Raw genomic sequence first — 21,168 nt, forward strand, 5'->3', positions numbered from 1 at the left:
ACTCCTCAGCCCCACAGCACCGAAACGAACGATCGGACCCCGCCCGACCCGAGCCGGATCAGCCCGCGCGCCGCGCCAGGTGCACCACGTCCGGCACTCCCCGGGAGACGGGGACCTCGTGCGAAGCGACGTCCGAGAACCCAGCCGCCCGCAGCGCCTCGTCGAACGCCGCCGAGGGCTGGGCGCTCCAGACCGCCAGCACCCCGCCCGGCCGGAGCCGGTGCCACAGCACCGCGAGCCCGTCGGCCCCGTACAGGGGCGCGTTGCCGTCGGTGACGGTCCAGTCCGGCCCGTTGTCGATGTCGAGGCACAGCGCGTCGTACCGCTCGCCGTCGGCGGCGGCGAGGTACTCCAGCAGGTCGGTGTGGAGCACCTCGACCCGCTCGTCCTCCAGCGCGCCGCCGGAGAAGGCGCCGAGCGGCCCGGTCCGGTGCCAGTCGATGATCGCGGTCTCGCGCTCGACGATCGCGATCCGCCCCCAGCGCGGCTCGGCGACCGCGTAGGCGAGCGAGAAGCCGACGCCGAGCCCGCCGATCAGCACGGACGGCCGCCCGGCGGCTCCGCCCGCGCGGTCGAGCTCGTCGAGCGCGGCCTGGATCAGCAGCCGCTCCGAGCGGCCGTCGGCGGTGTCCATCAGGAAGCAGCCGTTGGCGATGATCTCGAAGTCCGGCCCGCGCCGGCGCAGCACCACCTCGCCGAACGGACCCTCGCGCCGGTCGAGCGTGACCACGGCGTCGCGGTCGTTCCGTTCGGGCAGTGCGGTCGGCATGCGCGTTCCTCGGCGGACTCGGGTGCGGGACGGTCCCGCAGGACCACTACCCGCCCGACAATACCCAAGGTCGTCACCGTGCCAGCAGCCGTTTTCCTCAGGTCGTGAGCAGCACTCCGGCGTACGAGACCCCCGCGACCATCACCCAGGAGCCGAGGCCGAGCAGGGCGATCCGCCCGCCGGTGCGGACCATGGTCGGCAGGTGGACGGCGCTGCCGAGACCGAACAACGCGGCGGCGAGCAGCAGCTCCTGGGCGTCCCCGGCCACGGTCAGCGCCCGCTCGGGCAGCACTCCGGTGGTCCGCAGGACGATCATCGCGAGGAAGCCCGCGACGAACAGCGGGACGATCGGCGGCCGGGTGTCGCTTTTGACCGACTCTTTAGCAGTTAGTCCAGCAATGTTCTCTTTGTTCCACCGCTGCCTGCGCCGCACCGCGACCGCGACCCCGGCGACCAGCGGCGCCAGCAGCACCACCCGCATCAGCTTGACCAGGACGGCCTCGCGCAGCGCTCCGGGCCCGCCGGTCTGCGCGGTGGCGACGACCTGCCCGACGTCGTGCACGCTCGCGCCGACCCAGCGCCCGAACTCCACCTCGCCGAGCCCGAGCGGGTGCTGGAGCAGCGGCAGCACGGCGATCGCGAGCGTGCCGCACAGCGTCACGAGCGCGACCGAGGCGGCGACGTCCTCCTCGTCACTGCCGGAGGCCTGGCTGACCGCGCCGATCGCCGAGGCGCCGCAGATCGAGTAGCCGGTGGCGATCAGCAGTGGCTGGTCCCCCGGCAGCCCGAGCCTGCGCCCGAGCCACAGCGTGCCGCCGAAGGTGGCCGCGACGACGGTGATCACCATGGCGACGGTGGCCCAGCCGAGGCCGAGCACGTCGCCGAGGCTGAGCTTGAGGCCGAGCAGCACGATCCCGAGCCGCATCAGCCGCTTGCCGGCCGTGGACAGGCCGGGCCGCGCCACGCCGCGCACGACCGGGCGCAGCCCGGGCAGGTGGGCCGCCGCCATGCCGAGCACGACGGCGGCGGTGAGCTTGGGCACGGCCGGCACGGCCGCGTGGACGGCGAGCGCGGCGCCGACGCCCGCGGCCGCGAGGAGCAGGCCGGGGGCGTCGCCGCCCAGCGGGGGGAGGGAGCGGGTGCGGGTGCGGGTGGTCCGCTCCCGGGTGGTCCGCTCCCGGAGGGTCAGCGCCACGCCACGCTCACCGCTGCCCGTCGGCGGGCAGCCGGTAGACGCGCCGGATGCTGGTGCCGAGGCGCGAGACGTCGGCGCCGTACACGTGGATGGAGATGGCGGTGGTGCTGCACGCGTTGCGCACGAGGTGGATGTCACCGGGCGGGGCGAAGGCGGCGACGGTGCCGGCCGGTCCGGCCACGTGCTCGGTCTCCACGAGCCGGGCGGTGCGGCCGTCGGAGATGAGCCGGTAGCGGATCTCGCTCTCCTGCCCCTGGTGGACGCCGGCGACGCACCAGGAGACGTGGTCGTGGATCGGGGTCTGCTGGCCGGGCAGCCAGACGAGGGCGACGACGGAGAAACTGCCGTCCTCCTCGGCGTGCACGACGTGCTGCCGGTAGCGGGCGGGGTCGGCCTCGCACTGGGCGGGGGTGAGCAGGGCGCCGGGGCCGTCGGGGTCGGCCGACAGGTGGGGGGCGAGGCGTTCGCCGACCAGGTACGCCGTGAGCTCCGGCGGCAGGCCGCGGTCGACGACGGCGCGGATCTCGCCGATGAGGGCGTTCATCCGCTCGGTGAGACGGTCGCTGTCGACCGTGGCTGGGGCTGTCATGCCAGCAGGTTCGGCCAAGCGGACCTATCACGTCCAACGAGGGATCGTAAGCGGTATTCCAACGTGCGCTTATAAGTCCGCAGGCGATCTTCCCCCCGATGGCGAACCCGGGAACCCGTCTTCACCAGCCGACGGCCGGCAGTGCACCGGGACCGGGCTCAGCACCCCACCCGGCTCGCGGCCGCCTGCCGCAGGTGGTCCAGCACCAGCGCGGTGGCCGGGATCCGCCGGTGCTCGCGCAGCACGTACGCACTCACGTGCCGCCGTAGGTGCGGCTCGACGGCCCGCCCGGTGACCTTGCGGTGGCACATGAAGGAGAGCACGAGGGCCGGCATCAGCGCGATCCCGACGCCGGCCGCGACGAGGCTCTGCACCGCGAGGTTGTCGTCCGTCGAGAAGACGATGTCCGGCGCGAAGCCCTCCTCCGCGCACACGTGCAGCAGGTTCGCCCGGCAGCGCGGGCACCCGGCGATCCACCGCTCGCGGTCGAGGTCGACGAGCCGCACGGCATGCCGGCGCCCGAGCGGGTGCCCGACCGGCAGCAGCACCGTGAGCAGGTCCTCCATCAGCGGAATCTCGTCCAGCCCCTCCGGCACATCGGCCGGGGCGCCGGGGTAGCGGAAGGCCAACGCGATGTCGCACTCCCCCCGCAGCAGCCGCTGGACGGAGTCCGGCGGCTCGGCCTCCAGGAGCTCGACCCGCACGCCCGGGTGCTCGTCGAGCAGTCGCGCCATCGCCTGCGGTATCAGGGTCGCGTTGGCGCTCGGGAACGCGCAGACCCGCACGCGCCCGGTGCGCAGCCGGGCGAGCGCGGCGAGCTGCTGCTGGGCGGCGGAGAGGCTGCCGAGGATCACCTCGGCGTGCCGGGAGAGCGCCTCGCCGGCCTCGGTGAGGCGCAGTCCGCGTCCGGCGCGGGTGAACAGGGGGACGCCGACGGTGCGTTCGAGCGCCTTCATCTGCTGGGTGATGGCGGGCTGGGTGTAGCCGAGTTCGCGGGCCGCCGCCGAGTAGGACCCGGCCCTGACCACCTCGTGGAACGTCCTGATGTGCCGCGAGTCGAACACCGGCTCCATGGCCCCTCCGCCCGGTCGTCTGCCTCCAGCCTCCGCAATCATAAGAGGAAATTGGAGGTTCCGGGCCTGACCCCGAGCACACCTATGGTTCAGTCGCGAACCAGCCGCCACACCGGCACGGCGGACCCACCCCGGCGCGACCGCTCCACCACCCCCTGGCCGCCGCCCCGCGTCACCCGCGTCACCCGCGTCACCCGCCTCACTGCTGCGCCGACGGCGGCAGCCCCAGCGCCACCCCCGCCTTCGCCACCGGCGCCCCGCCCCGCACGCTCGGGCTGCGCCGGCTGCGCCGCTCGACCCACCGGGCGAGCCAGGAGAGCAGCAGGCACATCCCGATGTAGATCGGCGCGATCACGATCACCACGGGGATGAACGGGAGGTCGTAGTCGAGGTTGGTGGCGATCAGCTTGCCCGCGTGCAGGAACTCCTCGTAGGTGATGAGGAAGCCGAGCGAGGTGTCCTTGAGCGCGACCACCAGCTGGCTGATGATCGCCGGCAGCATCGCCCGGTTGGCCTGCGGCACCAGCACGTAGGTCATCACCTGGGTCTTGCGCAGCCCGAGCGCGTACGCCGCCTCCCGCTGCCCCTTCGGCACGGCGAGCACGCCGGCGCGGAACACCTCGGCCAGCACCGAGCCGTTGTACAGCACCAGCCCGGCCACCAGCGCCCAGAGCGGCTGCACCTTCAGCGCGACGAAGACGAAGAAGATCATCACCAGCAGCGGCATGGCCCGGAAGAACTCGACCACCAGCGTGGAGAACCAGCGCACCACCCGGTGGTCCGACAGCCGCCCGGCCGCGAACAGCGCCCCGAACGGCAGCGCGAACAGCACCGTCCAGCCGAACGCCTGCAGCGTGTTGCCGAGCCCGCGCAGCAGCAGGTCCTGGACGCCGCGGTACTCGAACGGCTCCCACTTCGCGTACGTGAACTGGTGGGTGTGGAACAGCATGTAGACGACCCACCCGATCAGCCCCGCGATCAGCACCAGCGCGACCACGCCGTACGTCCGGTGCCGGGCGAGCGCCTTCGGGCCGGGGATGTCGTACAGCGCCGAGGATTCAACGGTCATCGCGACACCGCCAGTCGTCGTTCGAGCAGGTTGAAGACGGCACTGATGGCCAGGGTGATGATCAGGTAGCCGACGGCGATCCAGACGAACGTCCAGACGATGCTGTAGCCCAGCTCGTTGATGGTCCGGTAGGTGCCCAGCAGCTCGGTGACGCTGAAGGAGCCGGCGATCGCCGTGTTCTTCGCCAGCGCGATCAGCACGCTGCCGATCGGCGCGACCACCGAGCGGTAGGCCTGCGGCAGCACCACGAGCCCCATCGTCTGCCCGAAGGTCATGCCCAGGCTGCGCGCCGCCTCGCCCTGACCGAGCGGCACGGTGTTGACGCCCGACCGCATCGCCTCGCAGACGAACGCCGAGGTGTAGCAGCCGAGCGCGAGCACCGCGAACGTGTAGAAGGGCAGCGTGATGTCGAACCGCGGCAGGCCCAGCACCACGATGAAGAACAGCAGGGTCAGCGGGGTGTTGCGCAGGATCGTCACCCACGCCGTGCCGAAGATCCGCAGCGGCTTCACCGGCGAGACCCGGAAGCTCGCGATCAGCACGCCCAGCACCAGCGACAGCACGGCGCTCACCGCGAACAGCGAGAGCGTGCCGAGGAACCCGTCCCAGTAGGTCGACCAGTTGTCGGTCAGCGTTTTCACGGCGCGGCCCCTCTCAGTACCGGTCGATCTGCGGCGGGGTCGGCGCGGGCTCCCCGGAGAGGCCGAGGGTCGCGTCGAACGCCTTCTTCCAGTCGCCGTTCTGCTCGTGCTGGGCCAGGGCATCGTCCAGCGCGTACCGCAGCACGGTGTCGTTCTTCGGCGTCCCGATCCCGTACGGCTCCGTCGAGAACAGCGGTCCGACGACCTTGAGCTCGTCCGGCACCTTCGCCGCGTAGCCCAGCAGGATCGCGTTGTCCGTGGTGACGGTGTCGACCTGGCCGGTGATCAGGTTGTCCACGCAGGCCGAGTAGGTGTCGTAGCCGATCAGCTTCGCCTTCGGGTACTTCGACTGGATCCGCTGGTACGGGGTCGAGCCCGCCGCCGAGCACACCTTCTTGCCGTCCAGGTCCTGCGGGCCGTGGATGCTGTTGTCGTTCTTGCGCACCAGCAGCGACTGCCCGGCGACGAAGTACGGGCCGGCGAAGCCGACCAGCTTCTTGCGGTTGTCGTTGATGGTGTAGGTGCCGACGTAGTAGTCCACCTGGCCGTTCTGCAGCGCGGTCTCGCGGTTGGCCGAGGCGATGGTCTTGAACTGGATCCGGTCCGGCGCGAACCCGAGCGAGGCCCCGACCATCTTGGCGATCTCGATGTCGAAGCCCGAGTACACGCCGGTGGCCGGGTTCTTCTGCCCCAGGTACGGCTGGTCCTCCTTGGCACCGACCACCAGGTGGCCGCGGCCGCGGGCCGCGTTCAGGGTGGGCGAGCCGGTGATCGCGGCGGCGTCCTGCACCTGGTAGCTGGGCAGGGCGCTGGGCTGCGGGCCCTTGGGCGGCGGGGTGCCGGCCTTGCCGCAGCCCGCCACCAGCACGGCGAGCACCAACGCGGCGGCGGCCCCGCCCTTCCTCGCCCCGGCCCTCGTCGTCCCAGCCTTCCTCGTCCCGGCCTTCTCCGCCGCCCTCGTCGTCACGGCCTTCCTCGTAACGGCCTTCCTCATCACCGGCGCCGCCTCAGTGCTTCAGGATCTTGGAGAGGAAGTCCCGGGCGCGCTCGCTCTCGGGAGCGCTGAAGAACGCCTCCGGGGCGCGGTCCTCGACGATCCGGCCGTCCGCCATGAAGACCACCCGGTTCGCCGAGGCCCGGGCGAAGCCCATCTCGTGCGTGACGACGACCATCGTCATGCCCTCGTGGGCGAGCTGGCGCATGACGTCCAGCACCTCGTTGATCATCTCGGGGTCGAGCGCCGAGGTGGGCTCGTCGAACAGCAGCGCCTTCGGGTCCATCGCCAGCGCGCGGGCGATCGCCACGCGCTGCTGCTGGCCACCGGACAGCTGCGCCGGGTACTTGCCGGCCTGATCGGCCAGCCCGACCCGCTCCAGCAGCGTCCGGGACTTGGCATCCGCCTCCGCCCTCGGCCGGCCGCGCACCTTGATCTGGGCGAGCGAGACGTTCTGCAGCACCGTCTTGTGCGCGAACAGGTTGAAGGACTGGAACACCATTCCGACCTCGGCCCGCAACCGGGCCAGCCCCTTGCCCTCCTCGGGCAGCGGCTCGCCGTCGATCAGGATGGTGCCGCCCTCGATCGGCTCCAGCCGGTTGATGGCCCGGCAGAGCGTGGACTTGCCGGAACCGGAGGGTCCGATCACCACGACGACCTCGCCGCGGCCGACCGTCAGCTCGATGTCCTGCAGGACGTGCAGGTCCCCGAAGTGCTTGTTGACGCCGCGCATCTCGATCAGCGGCGCGAAACCGGACGCGCCGCCCTGCGCGGGCCCGGGGTCGGTGGTCACCGGGCGCGCCGCCCCTTCAGCAGCCAGCCCAGCGCGCCGCCCGCGAGCAGGGTGGCCAGCAGGGCGATCCACAGCGGCGCGGTGACGGTGAAGACCCAGAACTGGATCTTCACCTTGTCGAGGTTGGCGAACAGGAACCACACCGCGAGGATGACGATGACGCCGATCCCGATGTACCGGGTGGGGATCCCGCCGATCTCGCTGCGCTGGGGGCCGGACGAGCCGCCTGAAACTTTGGTCACCGGAGCAGTCTGCGGGCCCGGACCCCGTTTTGCCCGGTTACGCGCCCTTCCGTGCGGGTGGAGTAACCCGCACGGGGCAATCCGGCCCCGTGCGGGTTTGGGGCGTTCCGGGCCCTGCGCTCGCCGCGCGGGACCGGAACGCTCCGGACCTGACGACCCCGGACCTGACGACCCCGGACCTGACCGGCACTACCGCTCGTCCCGCCAGGAGCGCCACAGCGCCGCGTACGGACCGCCGGCCGCGACCAGCTCCGGGTGGCTGCCGTACTCGCTGATCCGCCCGCCCTCGACCACCGCGATCACGTCGGCGTCGTGCGCGGTGTGCAGCCGGTGCGCGATGGCGATGACCGTCCGCCCCTCCAGCACCCGGGAGAGCGAGCGCTCCAGGTGCCGGGCGGCGCGCGGGTCGAGCAGCGAGGTGGCCTCGTCCAGCACGAGGGTGTGCGGATCGGCCAGCACCAGCCGGGCCAGGGCCAGTTGCTGGGCCTGCGGCGGGGTCAGCACGGCGCCGCCGGAGCCGACCTCGGTGTCCAGGCCCTCCGGGAGGGCGTCCACCCAGGCACCGGCATCCACCGCGTCGAGCGCGGCCCTCAGCTCGGTGTCATCGGCCCCGGGCGCGGCCAGCCGCAGGTTGTCCCGCAGCGTACCCACGAAGACGTGGTGCTCCTGGTTGACGAGCGCCACCTCGGCCCGGACCCGCTCGGCCGGCATCCGCGCGAGCGCCGCGCCGCCGAGCGTGACGCTGCCCCGGCCGGGCGCGTAGATCCCGGCCAGCAGCCGCCCGAGGGTGGACTTGCCCGCCCCGGACGGCCCGACCAGCGCCACCCGGCTGCCCGGGGCGACGTCCAGGCTGATCCCGTGCAGGACGTCCGCGCCCTCGCGGTAGCCGAACCGCACGTCCGTGGCCTCGACCCGGCGGCCGTCCGGGCGCGCGCCCTCGTCGCCCTCGTGCTCCGGCACCTCGCGGACGCCGACCAGCCGGGCCAGCGAGGCCTGCCCGATCTGCAGCTCGTCGTACCAGCGCAGGATCAGGTCGACCGGGCCGGTGAGCATCTGGGCGTACAGCACCCCGGTGGTCAGCTGGCCGACGGTGATCCAGCCGCGGAGGGTGAACAGTCCGCCGAGCACCAGCGTGGCCAGCACCGCCGAGGCGTAGACCGCGTCGACGGTCGGGAACCACACCGAGCGCAGCCACAGCGTGTACCGCTCCCAGGCCAGCCACTCGCGCAGCTTGCGGTCGGTCAGGCGGACCCGCTGGTCGCCCAGGCGCAGCGCCTCGACCGTCCGCCCGGCGTCCACCGTCTCGGCGAGCACGGTGTTCACCGCGGCGTACCCGGCCGACTCGTTGCGGTAGGACTGCGGCGCGCGCCGGAAGTACCAGCGGGAGCTGGCCAGCAGCAACGGCAGCCCGACCAGGGAGGTGAGCGCGAGCAGCGGCGAGGTGACCAGCAGCGCGCCGAGGACCAGCAGCAACGACACGACGGCGACCGCGAGTTCGGGCACCGCCTCGCGCACGGACTTGTCCAGCCGGTCGATGTCCGTGGTGCCCCGGGAGACGAGGTCGCCGGTGCCGGCCCGCTCCAGGACGCCGGTGGGCAGCGCGACCGAGCGGACCAGGAAGTCCTCGCGCAGGTCGGCGAGGACCCGCTCGCCGAGGATCGCGCCGCGCATCCGGGACCAGCCGGTGAAGGCGGACTGCACCGCCAGCGCCAGCAGGTACCAGGCGACGGCCACCCCGAGGGAGGCCCGCGCACCGTCCGGGGCCAGCGACTCGACCAGCCCGCCGAGCACCCACGGCCCGACCAGCCCGGCGAGCGTGGCCACCGAGTGCAGCGCCACCACCCCGGAGAAGGCCGTGCGGTGGCGCCGCGCGAGCAGCCGCAGGTACGCGCGCACGGCGGCCGGCGAGCCGACCGGCAGGGTGGCGGCCGGCCCCTGCTCCTGATGCAGAGGGGGCTTCATGACGTACTCCTCGCTGGCTTCGCAGGACAGTTGTTCGCAGCACAGTTGTTCGCAGGACGGTTGACGGACGTGCTCACGCGGCCCCCTCCCCGGCCCCCACGGAAGCCGCCTCCGCCCCGGGCACGGTCTCCCCGCCCCGGGCGGCCGCCCCCGCAACGGTCTTCCCCGCAACGGCCTCGCCCCGGGCAGGAGCCCCGGGCGCGGCCTCCTCGTCACGGGTGACCACCGACCGGTACGCGGGCTCGGTCCGCATCAGCTCGCGGTGCCGCCCGGCCACGACCGCCCGGCCGTCGCGGACCAGCACCACCCGGTCCGCCTGGTCGAGCAGCAGCGGGCTGGTCGCGAACACCACGGTGGTGCGCCCGGCCCGGACGTCGCGCAGCCCGGTGGCGATCCGCGACTCGGTGTGGGCGTCGACCGCGCTGGTGGGCTCGTCCAGGACGAGCACCGGCGGGTCGGCCAGCAGCGCGCGGGCCAGTGCGAGGCGCTGGCGCTGGCCGCCGGACAGCGACCGGCCGCGCTCGGTGATCCGGGCGCGCATCGGGTCTCCCCCGCACTCCGGCGAGCCCTCCACCAGGGCCTCCAGCACGTCGTCGGAGCGGGCGGCCGCGAGCGCCTCGGCGACCGGGACCCGGCCCGAGGACGGGATGTCGAACAGCCCGGCCAGTGTGCCGGAGAGCAGTACCGGCTCCTTGTCGTGGACCAGCACCGCGGCTCTCGCCTCGGCCAGCGGCACCGCGTCCAGCTCCGTCCCGCCGAGCCGGGCGGAGGGCTGCCGTTCCTCCTCGGCCGTCGGGACGTGCCCGCCGAGCCGCTCGGCGAGCGCTCCGGCGAAGTCCGGATCGCCGCAGACCACGGCGGTCAGCTCGCCGGCCCGCGCGGTCAGCCCCGTCACCGGATCGTGCAGGTCGCAGGTGCCCGGCCGGGTGAGCGCGGCCTCGGCCGCGCCGCTGGTCCGGCGCAGCGAGAGCACCCGGACGGCCCGGCCCGCGGAGACCCGGGCCACGCTCCAGGCGTGCGCGGCCTCGCCGAGGATCCGCAGCGGCGCCGCCAGGAAGGCGGTCGCGCCGTACACGGCGATCAGGGTGCCGACGGCGAGTTCCCCGGAGGCCGCCAGCCGGGCCCCGTACCAGGTGACCCCGACGACGAACAGGCCCGGCAGCAGCACCTGTTGGGCCTGCATCAGGGACCACAGCCGGGCCGAGCGGACGGCCGCGGCGCGGACCTTCTGGGAGGCCGCGCGGTAGCGCTCCAGGAACAGTTCTTCGCCGCCGATGCCGCGCAGCACCCGCAGCCCGGCGACGGTGTCGGCGGCCAGTTCGGTGGCCTTGCCGCCGAGCGCGCGCTGCTTCTCGTAGCGCCGCTCGAACGGCCCGATCAGCGGCCAGACGGAGGCCGCGAGCACCGGCACGCCGAGCAGCACGCCGAGGCCGAGCACCGGCTCGGTCACCAGCACGACCGCGCTGACCGCCAGCCAGACGATCACCGCGGCCCGGACGCGGGCGACGAGCTCGACGTACCAGCCGATCCGCTCGACGTCCCCGCTGCCGACCGCGACGACCTCGCCGGTGGCGATCCGCCGGGACAGCCCGGCGCCGAGGTGCGAGGCCTGCCGGGCGACCAACTGCCGTACGTGGGTGGCGGCGTGGATCCAGTTCCAGACCGCCTGGCGGTGCAGCAGGACGGTGCCGAGCGAGGCGACGGCGGCGAGCAGCACCACGAGGGCGCCGGCCCGCCAGATCCCGCCCGCGTCGCCGTCCACGGCGGCCTGGACGCCGTGTCCGAGCGGTACGGGCAGGGCGGCCTGACCGCCCATCTCCAGCAGCGCCCAGCAGGTGGAGAGCACCTGCCCGCGCCGCTGGGCGCGCTGGAGCCAGCGCAGGAAGGCGAGGGGTGAGGAGAGGTCGGGGCGGCCGGGATCGGCCAGGGGGAGGGGTGCGAGCGGCATGACACTCCGATGCCGGTGGTTCGGGGGACGGTCCTGGGGTGGCCCGGTCGGCGCGCGGAGCGGCGGCACGCGAAACGGCGGCACGCCGGTTCGGCGGCACGCGGCCTGCGGCGAGCAGTCCGCGGTGCGCACGGTCCGGGAGGCTTCGGGATGGTTCGAGGCGCCGCGCGCCACGGGCGGCGCGGGCCACGGCGACGGAAACGCGCCCGGCAGCGGCCGGGGCTGACTGGGGAGGGCACGAAGGGCCCGTGTCTCAGGAGGTCATGGCCGCGAGCCTGCCAACCCCGGTGTGATCCGCGCAACAGGTTTTCCGGGCCCGCCCCCGCGGTTCCCCGCCCGGACGGCCCGCGGCCCCGGAAGGTTCACCCGAACGGCGGGAACAAACACTCCATGAGTTCCGGTTGCCCCACTGGAACCCATGGTCGACCAGGAGGGCACCCCTTCCCGTGAGCAACATCCCCACCGTGACCCTGAACGACGGCACGCGGATCCCGCAGCTCGGCTTCGGCGTGTGGCAGGTCCCGGACGCGGAGGCCACCCCGGCCGTCCGCGCCGCCATCGAGGCGGGCTACCGCTCGATCGACACCGCGGCGATCTACGAGAACGAGACGGGCACCGGCCAGGCCGTCACCGAGGCGCTGGCCGGCGGCGTGGCCCGCGAGGACCTCTACATCACCACGAAGCTGTGGAACTCCGGCACCCGCGACTGGTCCGGCGCGCAGGGCCGGGACGCGGTCCTGCGCGAGTTCGACGCCTCGCTGGCCAAGCTCGGCCTGGAGTACGTCGACCTCTACCTGATCCACTGGCCGCGCCCGATGCACGGCACCTACCCGAACGTCTGGAAGGCGCTGGAGCAGCTCAAGGCCGACGGCCGGGCCCGCTCCATCGGCGTCTCGAACTTCGGCCCCGAGCAGCTGACCCGCCTGGTCGACGAGGCCTCGGTCGTCCCGGCGCTCAACCAGGTCGAGCTGCACCCGTACTTCCCGCAGACGGAGCTGCGCGCCTTCCACGCCGAGCACGGCATCGCCACGGAGGCGTGGAGCCCGCTGGGCCAGGGCAAGGACCTGCTCGCCGAGCCGGCGCTGGTGAAGATCGCCGAGAAGCACGGCCGCACGGTCGCCCAGGTCGTGCTCCGCTGGCACCTGCAGAGCGGCATCATCGCGATCCCGAAGTCGGTCACCCCCTCCCGCATCCGGGAGAACCTGGACGTGACCGGCTTCGAGCTCGACGCGGAGGACCTCGCCGCGATCGCCGGCGTCGCCACCGGCGAGCGCATCGGCCCGGACCCGCAGGGCTTCGACTGGAACTGAGCCCCGCCCGGCCGCGAGGCCCCGAGGCCGGGACGCCGGGCACCCGTAGCCAGGCGTCCCTGACCGGGAACCCGTAGCCACCGGACCAGCGGTCATATCGAAAGACCGCCCACCCCGTTGAGGAGTGGGCGGTCTTCGACATGCCCGGAAGGGACTCGTGCCGCAAATATGTGAGCACACAAGCACACGATCACTACGACACGAGCCCGAAACCCTCCCCGACCCACCCCCGTCCGACCCGACCCCTGACCCGGGATCGTCCGTACGTTGGCGAATCGTTTTGGCTGGAGCTCAAAAGGGCGGAGGCTAGAGCCTGGCGGCCTTGCCGATCAGCGCGAGCGCCGGAGCGTGCTCGTGCTCGTCCAGCGGCGCCAGCAGCAGCTGCTGGACCTTGGCGACGCCGGCCGCCGAGCGGTGCAGCAGGTCCTGTCCCGCCGGCGAGAGCGAGAGCAGGTTGCGCCGCCCGTCCGAGGGGTCGCGGCGGCGCTGCACCAGACCGCGGCGGACGAGACGGCTCACCATCTCGGCCATCGTGGCCTTGTCCAGCGAGGCCAGCTCGCCGACCGTGCGCTGGTCCGCGCCCGGTTCCAGCTCCAGCGCGTCGAGCACCGCGTACTGCGGAGCGGTGAGCTCCGCACCGACGTGCTCCGACCAGAGCTTGGTGTGCACCTGCTGGCTCACCCTGATCAGGTAACCGATCGCCCGCTGGGCGTCCAGTATCGGCCGCGCGTCGCTGTACACGACCGCCGCGGGCTCCAGCCTGGCTATCTTGGCCATCACCCGGACGATCTCGACCTGCTCGTCCGCGCCGAGCGGCTCGAACAGGGTGCGCTGCACGCGGACCACGCCTCCGGTGGCCTCGCGCACCGCCTGGGCCCCGCTCTGCGACAGAGCGAGGAGTTTGCGCCGGCCGTCGGCCGGGTCGCGCCTTCTCAGCACCAAGCCGCGGCGGACCAGCCGCGCGACCATCTCCGCCATCGTGGCCTTGTCGAGCGAGGCACGCTCGCCGACCGTCCTCTGGTCCGCGCCCGGTTCCAGCGCGAGGACCAGCAGGACGGCGAACTGCGGAGCCGTGAGATCGGCTCCGACGTGTTCGGACCACAGTCGCGTGTGGACCTGCTGTGCAACGCGGATGAGGTGTCCGGGCGACTGCTGCAGTCGCGCAGACACGCGGGTCGTCGGGATCTCCCCCAGCACCATGTATCCGTCCCGATGTCACACCCGGTGTGTGTGGGACACCCGGGTGGGGCAGTAACGGCGAGTGGGCGTCCCGCTATGAGGGAGGGCGCTCCAGCCGTGCAGCCGGTGGCTGCTGGCGGACACTATACAAACGGCTGGCCCTCGCTGGCAGGCAGGGGCGGATAGTAGACGCAGGTTCGGCAACATTGGCATATTTACGCGCCGCCACGCCTTCTCGGTAACCCGTTCTCAGCAGAAAGCCGACCGGTCGGTCCTTACCCACCGTCACCTGCGCGTCTCCGCTCTGGCCGCCCTTCCTACTCGCCGGTAGGGTGTGGCCAGCGTCACCCGGGGACGCCCTTCCCTGGGAAAATCCTGAGAGAGACGAGAGCGAGCATGACCGAGCAGAGCACCCCCCGGGTCGCCGTCGTCACCGGCGCCGGACGCGGCCTGGGCGCCGCCACCGCCCTCCGACTGGCCGCCGACGGCTACGCGGTCGCCGTCCTCGACCTGGACGAGGCGGCCGGCAAGGACACCGTCGACCGGATCACCGCCGCGGGCGGCCGGGCCCTCGCGGTCGGCGCCGACGTCTCGGACGCCGGGCAGGTCCAGGCCGCCGTGGACCGCGTGGTGGCCGAGCTCGGCGCCCCCGTCGTCCTGGTCAACAACGCCGGAGTGCTCCGCGACAACCTGCTCTTCAAGATGTCCGAGTCCGACTGGGACACGGTCATGAACGTCCACCTGCGCGGCGCCTTCCTGATGACCCGCGCGGTGCAGAAGCACATGGTGGACGCGGGTTTCGGCCGCATCGTCAACCTGTCCTCCTCGTCCGCCCAGGGCAACCGCGGCCAGGCCAACTACTCGGCCGCCAAAGCGGGCCTGCAGGGCTTCACCAAGACTTTGGCCATCGAGCTCGGCAAGTTCGGCGTCACCGCCAACGCCGTGGCCCCGGGCTTCATCGCCACGGACATGACCGCGGCCACCGCGGCCCGGGTCGGCATGGACTTCGAAGACTTCAAGCGGGCCGCAGCCTCTCAGATCCCGGTCCAGCGGGTCGGTCTGCCTGAGGATGTGGCCCACACCATCTCCTTCCTCGCGAGCGAGGGCGCCGGCTTCGTGTCCGGTCAGGTGATCTACGTCGCGGGCGGCCCCCTCGACTGACCCCTCTACTGGGCACGGAACCTACACAGGGTGACCATGGGGCGGGCGGCCGGGCGGACCGGCCGGCCGCCCCGTTCTTTTTACCGAGCCTTTTGAAGGATGATTCGAACACCACACGGACTTTCGATCGGGGATTAGCCGAAATCACTCCCCGGACCATCCCCTGCCGACCGGATTGTCGATTTCCCGGGGAAATGACAATTACCCCCGAAATGGCACCGGACGGATGGGTAGGGTCACCCCCGTGCAAGCCCCGAGTGCCTCCCGGCAATTCCCGAAGCAGGGCCCGGAGAACACCTCCCGCCGCCCCGGCCGGCCGGCCCCGGACCGGCCCGTGCGCCCGGCCCCGGACGGCCCCGCGCCGCTCGGCCCGGCCACCGCCGAGCCCGGCTGGCCCCCGATGAGCCGCCGCCGCGCGCTCCTGCTCCTCGCCACCTGCGCCTGCTACCTGCTGGTACTCGCCGGTGTACTCCTCAACACCGCCCTCGTCGACCTCGACTGGTCGGTCCGCCTGCTGCGCCCCTACGAGCGCTGGCCCGGCCTGGAGCCGCTGCTCGGCACCTGGGTGGTGGCCGGCCAGCGCGGCCCCTCCGCGATCGCCGCCTTCGCCTGGCTCGCCTGGCGCGCCCACCGGCTCGGCCGGCTGCGCCCGCTCCTGGTGATGGGCGTCGCCCTGCTGCTGCTCAACGTCACCGTCGGCGCCGTCAAGATCGTCACCGGCCGGCTCGGCCCGCACTACGCCCAGTACGTCGGCTCCCCCGAGCTCTTCTCCGGCGGCACGATCTTCCCGTCCGGCCACACCGCCAACGCCGTCGTCACCTGGGGTGTGCTGGCCTACCTCGCCGTCCGCTGGCGCCGCACCGGCGCGCTGATCGCCGCCGCCACCGCCTGCTCGATCGGCCTGACCACCGTCTACCTGGGCACCCACTGGGTCACCGACGTCCTGGCCGGCTGGGCCGCCGGACTGCTGGTGCTGCTCTCGCTGCCGCTGCTGGAGCCGCTCGTCACCACGGCCGAGGAGTGGATCACCAGCCGCAGGCGCCGGAGCCGGAGCCGAAACCGAAGCGGGAGCCGGAGCCGCCGGGACGTCCGGAACCGATGAACGACGGCCGGGTCAACGGCCCGGTACGGCGCCTCACCCCTCCCAGCTACGCTCCACCACGCCGTCGCGCACCGCGAGGTTGAGCCGCCCCTCCCGGTACTCCATGGTGATCATCGCGTCCGGCTCCAGCACCCGGACCGAGGCCCACCCGTGCCGCCGGGCCAGCTCCCGCGCCCGCTCGATCCGCAGTCCCGCGTAGCCCTCGGCGTCCCCCTCCGGCCCGTCCCAGGCGTGGCCCGCGCCCCCCTGATCGCCGCCGCCGGCCCCCGGTCGTTCCCCGCCCGATCCCGTCATCGCCCCTCCCCGGCCCGTCCCTCGGACGTACGCTGGAATCGTAGCCCGCACCCGTGCGGCCGGGAGGTGAACGGACATGCGCACCACGACCCCGCGGCGCTGGCGCAGCGGCACCGAGCCCTCGACCGCCCGCAGCGACCTCAAGCTCCGCTACCTGCTGTCGCTCACCTTCACCCCGCTGTTCGCGATCGCGACGGTGGCCTTCGCGGTCTGGGCGGCCAACTCCCCGTCGTACGGGGCCCCGAGCAGCGGCACCCTCACCGGCTTCGCGGTCGTGATGGGCCTGCTCACCCTGTTCGCCGCCGTCGATCTCGTCGTGGTCATCCGGCGCCGCCGGACCGAGCTCTGACGCGGTGTCTCCCCCGGAGCGGGAAGTCGGCCGGGCCGACTTCCCGCTCCTTGCGGCAACGGCCGTCAGCGGTTGCCGACCGCCTGCTTCACCAGCGTCCGCCCGAAGTCCCACATCAGCCCGCTCCCCCGGTGTGCGTCGTCCATGACGTCGGTGAACGCCGTGACGAACCGGTCGACGTCCCGCTCGGTGATGATCAGCGGCGGGATCAGCTTGATCACCTCCAGGTGGTCCCCGGACACCTGGGTCAGGATCCGGTGGCGCTGGAGCAGCGGCACGACCACCATCTGGGCGAACAGCCCCTTGCGGGCCGCCTGGAGCGCGGTCCACCCGGTGCGCAGCTTGAGCGACCTGGGCCGGCCGAACTCGATGCCGATCATCAGCCCCTTGCCGCGCACCTCGGCCAGCAGCTCGTACCTGTCGACGAGCGCGGCGAGCCGCTCCCGGAAGTGGTCGCCGACCTGCCGGGCGTTCTCGACCACCTTCTCGTCGCGCATGACCTCCAGGGTCGCGAGCCCGGCCGCCATCGCCTGGGCGTTGGAGCCGAAGCTGGCCGAGTGGACGAGCACGCGGTCCATCGAGGAGTACACCTTCTCGAAGATCCAGCCCTTGCCGAGCGTCGCCCCGACCGGCACGTACCCGCCGGAGAGCGCCTTGGCCGCGCAGACCAGGTCGGGCAGCACGCCCTCCTCGTACTGGTAGGCGAAGAACTCCCCGGTGCGGCCGATCCCGGTCTGCACCTCGTCGCAGATCAGCAGCGCCTTGTGCTCGTGCAGCAGGTCCTGGGCCGCCCGCAGCCAGCCGGGCGGCGGCGCGAGGACGCCCTTGCCCTGGATCGGCTCGACGATCAGCGCCGCGACGTCGCCGCGCTTCAGCTCCTTGGCCAGCGCGCCGAGGTCGCCGAGCGGGATGGCGGTGTCGGGCAGCAGCGGGTCGAAGCCCTTGCGGAACCCGTTCTCCCCGTTGACGGAGAGCGAGCCGACGGTCAGCCCGTGGAAGGCGTGGTCGGCGTAGAGGATCCGCTTGCGGCCGGTGGCGTAGCGGGCGAACTTGAGCGCGGTCTCGACCGCCTCGGTGCCGCTGTTGCCGAAGAACACCCGGTCCAGCCCCGGCGCGTACGAGAGCAGCCGCTCGGCCAGCAGCCCGGGCAGCGGCGAGCAGTCGAAGCGCACGAGGTCGGGCAGGTCGAGGTCCATGACCTGCTGGACCGCCGAGCGCACCACGGGGTGGTGGCGCCCGAGCGCGAAGATGCCGAAGCCGGCCAGCATGTCGAGGTACTCGTTGCCCTCGGCGTCGTAGAAGTACGGGCCCTGTGCGCGCTCGTAGTACTTGTCGAAGCCGATGGTGTGGAGCATCCGCGGCAGCTGCGGGTTGAGGTAGCGGCCGTGCAGCTCGTACCGCTCGCCGCCGCGCTCGGCGATCAGGGCGGCGAGGTCGAAGGCGGTGCGGTCGGGGTCAGCCGGCATGGCGCGGGTTCGCTCCTCTGGTCGGTAGCAGGTTCTTGGCGAAGACGGCGGTCTGGGCCGCGACCCCGGTGCCGGTCAGCCCGGCCTCCTCCAGGACCTCGCCGCGGGCCGCGTGGCCGAGGAACTCCTGGGGCAGGCCGAGCACCCGCACCGGGACGTCGACGTCGGCGTCGCGCAGCGCCTGGGCGACGGCGGCGCCCACGCCCCCGGTGCGCCCGTTGTCCTCGACGGTGACCACGAGCCGGTGGGCGGCGGCGAGTACGGGCAGCGCCGGGTCGACGGGCTTGACCCACCGCGGGTCGACGACGGTCGCGGCGAAGCCCTCGGCGATCAGCAGCCGGGCGGCGTCCAGGCAGGCCGGCGCGGTGGTGCCGACGGCGACCAGGAGGATCTCGGGCAGGTCGCCGGTGCGCAGCAGCACGTCCACGCCGCCGACGCGTTCGACGGCCGGGACGGCGGGCCCGATGGTCGCCTTGGGGAAGCGCACGACGGTGGGGGCGTCGGCCACGTCGACGGCCTCGCGCAGCTGGGCGCGCAGCTGGTCGGCGTCGCGCGGGGCGGCGAGCCGCAGGCCCGGAACGACCTGGAGGATCGACATGTCCCACATCCCGTTGTGCGAGGCGCCGTCGGGCCCGGTCACCCCGGAGCGGTCGAGGACGAAGGTGACGCCGAGCCGGTGCAGGGCGACGTCCATCAGGACCTGGTCGAAGGCGCGGTTGAGGAAGGTCGCGTAGACGGCGACGACGGGGTGCAGCCCGCCGGTGGCGAGCCCGGCGGCGCTGGTGACGGCGTGCTGCTCGGCGATGCCGACGTCGAAGGTGCGTTCGGGATGGGCCTTGGCGAACCGTTCCAGCCCGACCGGTTGGAGCATCGCCGCGGTGATCGCCACGACGTCGGGCCGCTCGGCGCCGAGCGCGACCATCTCCTCGCCGAACACCGAGGTCCACGAGACGCCGCCGCTGGGCGAGATCGGCAGGCAGGTGTAGGGGTCGATCGGGTTGACGGCGTGGAAGCGGTCGGCCTCGTCCTGTTCGGCGGGGCGGTAGCCGCGTCCCTTGACGGTCAGGCAGTGCACGATGACCGGGCCGCCGAAGCCCCGGGCCTGGCGCAGCGCCTGTTCGACGGCGCCGAGGTCGTGGCCGTCGATCGGGCCGAGGTACTTGAGCCCGAGGTCCTCGAACATGCCCTGCGGGGCGAAGGCGTCCTTGAAGCCCTTCTTGGCGCCGTGCAGCGCGTCGAAGATCGGCTGGCCGACCAGCGGGGTGCGTTGCAGCGCGCCCTTGCCGAGGGCGAGGAAGCGCTCGTAGCCCTGGGTGGTGCGCAGGGTGGCGAGGTGGTGGGCGAGGCCGCCGATCGTCTTCGCGTAGGAGCGCTCGTTGTCGTTGACGACGATGACGAGCGGCCGGTCCTTCGCGTCGGCGATGTTGTTGAGCGCCTCCCAGGCGAGCCCGCCGGTGAGCGCGCCGTCGCCGATGACGGCGACGGTGTGCCGGTCGTGCTGGCCGAGCAGCTGGGCGGCCTTGGCGAGGCCGTCGGCGTAGGAGAGGGCGGTGGAGGCGTGCGAGTTCTCGACGAGGTCGTGCTCGGACTCGGCGCGCGACGGGTAGCCGGACAGGCCGCCCTTCATCCGCAGCCGGCTGAAGTCCTGGCGCCCGGTGAGGAGCTTGTGGACGTAGCTCTGGTGTCCGGTGTCGAAGACGATCCGGTCGTACGGGGAGTCGAAGACCCGGTGCAGGGCGATGGTCAGCTCCACCACGCCGAGGTTCGGGCCGAGGTGCCCGCCGGTCCGGGTGACGGCGTCGATCAGGAAGTCGCGGATCTCGTCGGCGAGCAGCGGCAGTTCGGCGGCGGGGAGCTTTCGCAGGTCGGCCGGGGACGTGACGCTGGAGAGCAGTGACATGGGTACACCTCACGACTCGAGTGGTGCGGTGGTGCCTTCGCCCCCGAGGGGCGGGGCCGGCCCGGGCACGGCGCCCGGGCCGGTCTGGAGCGACCGGGTCAGGTCAGCGGCCGCGGTTGGCGCTGACGGTCTCGGTGATCGCGCGCAGCGATTCCTTGAGCGAGCCCATGGTGGCGAGCACCGCCGTCGGCTCGTAGCCGCAGTGGGCCATGCAGTTCTCGCAGCGCGGGTCCTTGCCGCGGCCGTACTTGCTCCAGTCGGTCTTCTCGACCAGCTCGCGGTAGGTGGGCACGTACCCGTCGGCCATCAGGTAGCAGGGCCGCTGCCAGCCGAAGAGCGAGTAGTTGGGGATGCCCCACGGCGTGCACTCGAAGTCCTTCTTGCCCTCCAGGAAGTCCAGGAAGAGCGGACTGTGGTTGAGGCGCCAGCGCTGCCGGTTGCCGCCGGCGAAGGCCTTGCGGAACAGCTCGCGGGTCTGGGTGACGCCGAGGAAGTGCTCCTGGTCGGGGGCCTTCTCGTAGGCGTAGGCCGGGGAGATCATCATCTCGTCGACCTTGAGCTCGTCGTTGAGGTAGTCCAGCACCTCGATGACGGTCTGCGGGGTGTCGGTGTTGAAGAAGGTGCTGTTGGTGGTGACCCGGAAGCCGCGCCGCTTGGCCTCCTTGATGGCCGCCACCGCCTCGTCGAAGGTGCCCTCCTTGGCCACCGACTCGTCGTGCCGCTCGCGCATGCCGTCGATGTGCACGGCGAAGGTGAAGTAGGGCGAGGGCCGGAACTTGTCGATCTTCTTGCGCAGCAGCAGCGCGTTGGTGCACAGGAACACGTACTTGCGGCGCTCCACCAGCTGCCGGACGATCTCGTCGATCTGCGGGTGCATCAGCGGTTCGCCGCCGGCGATCGAGACCATCGGCGCGCCGGACTCCAGCACCGCGCCGACCGCCTGGGCGACCGGCATCCGCTGCTTCAGCACGCCCGCCGGGTGCTGGATCTTGCCGCAGCCCTCGCACGCGAGGTTGCACGCGAACAGCGGTTCCAGCTCGACGATCAGGGGGAACTTGTCCCGCCGTTTGAGCAGCTTCTGCTGCATGAGGTAGGTGCCGACCCGCACGGTCTGGCGCAACGGCATGGCCAT

20 protein-coding genes are annotated in these 21,168 nt (G+C 72.6%); 4 read left to right on the forward strand and 16 right to left on the reverse strand.

What is annotated here, in order from left to right; translation table 11 throughout:
- Positions 1-58 precede the first annotated feature (58 nt).
- From ACFVU9_RS06670 to ACFVU9_RS06720, 11 genes are all read right to left on the reverse strand, one after another.
- Complete coding sequence (locus tag ACFVU9_RS06670; RefSeq protein WP_380442179.1) at positions 59-769, reverse strand: spermidine synthase; 711 nt, start codon at positions 767-769, stop codon at positions 59-61.
- 97 nt (positions 770-866) lie between these two features.
- Positions 867-1,964: a YeiH family protein gene (locus ACFVU9_RS06675; protein WP_387590676.1), complete on the reverse strand. Its 1,098-nt coding sequence runs from the start codon at positions 1,962-1,964 to the stop codon at positions 867-869.
- A gap of 7 nt (positions 1,965-1,971) precedes the next feature.
- Positions 1,972-2,553: a cysteine dioxygenase gene (locus ACFVU9_RS06680; protein ID WP_380442182.1), complete on the reverse strand. Its 582-nt coding sequence runs from the start codon at positions 2,551-2,553 to the stop codon at positions 1,972-1,974.
- A gap of 158 nt (positions 2,554-2,711) precedes the next feature.
- Complete coding sequence (locus ACFVU9_RS06685; protein WP_380442229.1) at positions 2,712-3,617, reverse strand: LysR family transcriptional regulator; 906 nt, start codon at positions 3,615-3,617, stop codon at positions 2,712-2,714.
- A 208-nt stretch (positions 3,618-3,825) separates the two neighbouring features.
- Positions 3,826-4,695 (reverse strand): amino acid ABC transporter permease, encoded by an 870-nt coding sequence (locus ACFVU9_RS06690; protein WP_380489200.1) that lies wholly within the window; start codon positions 4,693-4,695, stop codon positions 3,826-3,828.
- The gene (locus ACFVU9_RS06695) at positions 4,692-5,336 is read right to left on the reverse strand and encodes an amino acid ABC transporter permease (RefSeq protein WP_380442186.1); all 645 of its coding nucleotides are present in this window, start codon (positions 5,334-5,336) and stop codon (positions 4,692-4,694) included. Before ACFVU9_RS06695 ends, ACFVU9_RS06690 begins: the two co-directional genes overlap by 4 nt.
- A 13-nt stretch (positions 5,337-5,349) precedes the next feature.
- Positions 5,350-6,216 carry a glutamate ABC transporter substrate-binding protein gene (locus ACFVU9_RS06700; RefSeq protein WP_380442231.1) on the reverse strand — a complete coding sequence of 289 codons (867 nt, stop codon included), beginning with the start codon at positions 6,214-6,216 and terminating at the stop codon, positions 5,350-5,352.
- 127 nt (positions 6,217-6,343) lie between these two features.
- Entirely contained in the window at positions 6,344-7,063 is a 720-nt protein-coding gene (locus ACFVU9_RS06705) for an amino acid ABC transporter ATP-binding protein (protein WP_380490073.1), read from the reverse strand.
- A gap of 56 nt (positions 7,064-7,119) precedes the next feature.
- Positions 7,120-7,365 (reverse strand): LapA family protein, encoded by a 246-nt coding sequence (locus ACFVU9_RS06710; protein ID WP_380442188.1) that lies wholly within the window; start codon positions 7,363-7,365, stop codon positions 7,120-7,122.
- Between the two features lie 189 nt (positions 7,366-7,554).
- Positions 7,555-9,327 (reverse strand): ABC transporter ATP-binding protein, encoded by a 1,773-nt coding sequence (locus tag ACFVU9_RS06715; protein ID WP_380442190.1) that lies wholly within the window; start codon positions 9,325-9,327, stop codon positions 7,555-7,557.
- Positions 9,328-9,400: 73 nt separating this feature from the next.
- Complete coding sequence (locus ACFVU9_RS06720) at positions 9,401-11,275, reverse strand: ABC transporter transmembrane domain-containing protein (protein ID WP_380489210.1); 1,875 nt, start codon at positions 11,273-11,275, stop codon at positions 9,401-9,403.
- A 446-nt stretch (positions 11,276-11,721) separates the two neighbouring features.
- On the opposite strand from ACFVU9_RS06720, the gene ACFVU9_RS06725 reads away from it, so the two are divergent.
- Entirely contained in the window at positions 11,722-12,585 is an 864-nt protein-coding gene (locus tag ACFVU9_RS06725; RefSeq protein ID WP_387590683.1) for an aldo/keto reductase, read from the forward strand.
- 306 nt (positions 12,586-12,891) lie between these two features.
- On the opposite strand, the gene ACFVU9_RS06730 is transcribed toward ACFVU9_RS06725, so the two are convergent.
- Positions 12,892-13,755, reverse strand: a complete 864-nt coding sequence (locus tag ACFVU9_RS06730; protein ID WP_380442196.1) for a MarR family winged helix-turn-helix transcriptional regulator — start codon at positions 13,753-13,755, stop codon at positions 12,892-12,894.
- Between the two features lie 405 nt (positions 13,756-14,160).
- Here ACFVU9_RS06730 and fabG point away from each other — a divergent pair, with 405 nt between their 5' ends.
- Both fabG and ACFVU9_RS06740 read left to right on the forward strand, forming a co-directional pair.
- Positions 14,161-14,925, forward strand: coding sequence for a 3-oxoacyl-ACP reductase FabG (fabG, locus tag ACFVU9_RS06735; protein ID WP_380489214.1), 765 nt, complete (start codon positions 14,161-14,163; stop codon positions 14,923-14,925).
- A gap of 244 nt (positions 14,926-15,169) precedes the next feature.
- Entirely contained in the window at positions 15,170-16,027 is an 858-nt protein-coding gene (locus tag ACFVU9_RS06740) for a phosphatase PAP2 family protein (protein ID WP_387590687.1), read from the forward strand.
- A gap of 33 nt (positions 16,028-16,060) precedes the next feature.
- On the opposite strand, the gene ACFVU9_RS06745 is transcribed toward ACFVU9_RS06740, so the two are convergent.
- Positions 16,061-16,321: an I78 family peptidase inhibitor gene (locus ACFVU9_RS06745; RefSeq protein WP_380442202.1), complete on the reverse strand. Its 261-nt coding sequence runs from the start codon at positions 16,319-16,321 to the stop codon at positions 16,061-16,063.
- Between the two features lie 76 nt (positions 16,322-16,397).
- Here ACFVU9_RS06745 and ACFVU9_RS06750 point away from each other — a divergent pair, with 76 nt between their 5' ends.
- Positions 16,398-16,670, forward strand: coding sequence for a DUF6343 family protein (locus tag ACFVU9_RS06750; protein WP_380442204.1), 273 nt, complete (start codon positions 16,398-16,400; stop codon positions 16,668-16,670).
- Positions 16,671-16,735: 65 nt separating this feature from the next.
- Here ACFVU9_RS06750 and ACFVU9_RS06755 read toward each other — a convergent pair whose 3' ends face one another.
- The 3 genes from ACFVU9_RS06755 to hpnH all read right to left on the reverse strand — a co-directional run bounded on the left by ACFVU9_RS06755 (position 16,736) and on the right by hpnH (position 21,168).
- On the reverse strand, positions 16,736-18,136 hold the full coding sequence (locus tag ACFVU9_RS06755) for an aspartate aminotransferase family protein (protein ID WP_380489223.1): 1,401 nt from the start codon (positions 18,134-18,136) through the stop codon (positions 16,736-16,738).
- Positions 18,126-20,036, reverse strand: a complete 1,911-nt coding sequence (dxs, locus tag ACFVU9_RS06760; protein WP_380489226.1) for a 1-deoxy-D-xylulose-5-phosphate synthase — start codon at positions 20,034-20,036, stop codon at positions 18,126-18,128. The genes ACFVU9_RS06755 and dxs overlap by 11 nt, the downstream gene beginning before the upstream one ends.
- Positions 20,037-20,139: 103 nt before the next feature.
- On the reverse strand, positions 20,140-21,168 hold the full coding sequence (hpnH, locus tag ACFVU9_RS06765) for an adenosyl-hopene transferase HpnH (protein WP_359958036.1): 1,029 nt from the start codon (positions 21,166-21,168) through the stop codon (positions 20,140-20,142).

The sequence above is a fragment of the Kitasatospora sp. NPDC057936 genome, assembly GCF_042887525.1.
In the GTDB taxonomy this organism is placed as follows: Bacteria; Actinomycetota; Actinomycetes; order Streptomycetales; family Streptomycetaceae; genus Kitasatospora.